Annotated in this window: 1 pseudogene; it reads left to right on the top strand. The window is 56.9% G+C overall.

The window, feature by feature from the left end:
• Window positions 1-921 (top strand): annotated as a pseudogene (locus tag ALO43_RS28010) (MFS transporter); the annotation flags it as partial.
• Window positions 922-938 lie beyond the last annotated feature (17 nt).

The raw sequence follows: 938 nt of genomic DNA, 5'->3' as shown, positions 1-938 counted from the left end.
GAGGAGCGAAGCAAAAGAATTTTCGCCATTGTCGGTGCTTCATCCGGCAACCTGGTCGAATGGTTCGACTTTTATATCTACGCCTTCTGCGCGATCTATTTCGCACCTGCCTTTTTTCCTTCCGATGATCCGACTGTACAGTTGCTCAACACCGCAGGCGTGTTTGCTGCTGGTTTTCTGATGCGCCCGATTGGCGGCTGGTTGTTTGGCCGTGTGGCGGACAAGCATGGCCGCAAGAACTCCATGCTGATATCGGTCACCATGATGTGCGCGGGATCGCTGATCATCGCTTGCTTGCCAACCTACGCTTCGATCGGTGCCTGGGCACCGGCCTTGCTGCTCATGGCGCGCTTGCTTCAAGGCCTGTCGGTGGGCGGTGAATATGGCACCACGGCCACTTACATGAGTGAAGTGGCCTTGCGCGGGCAGCGCGGTTTTTATGCCTCGTTCCAGTACGTCACCCAGATCGGCGGTCAGTTGCTTGCCGTATTGACAGTGGTCATCCTCCAGCAGTTTCTGACCACCGAAGAGCTGCGTGACTACGGCTGGCGTATCCCGTTCGTGATCGGTGCGGCCGCCGCTGTCATTGCCTTGTTGCTGCGTCGCACACTCAATGAAACCACTACCGCCGAAAGCCGTCAGGACAAAGACGCAGGCAGTATTGACGCACTGTTCAAGCATCACGCAGCGGCCTTCATCACCGTGCTGGGCTACACCGCCGGGGGGGCGCTGATTTTCTACACCTTCACGACCTACATGCAGAAATACCTGGTCAACACCGGAGGCATGGAAGCCAAGACCGCCAGCTACATCATGACCGGCGCGCTGTTTCTGTACATGTGCATGCAGCCGTTTTTCGGCATGCTGGCGGACCGCATCGGTCGTCGTAATTCGATGTTGTGGTTCGGCGCGCTGGGTACATTCTGATTACCCTGAAA

It is taken from the genome of Pseudomonas tremae (genome assembly GCF_001401155.1).
GTDB lineage: Bacteria > Pseudomonadota > Gammaproteobacteria > Pseudomonadales > Pseudomonadaceae > Aquipseudomonas > Aquipseudomonas tremae.
This window is presented reverse-complemented; position numbering and strand designations above follow the sequence as displayed.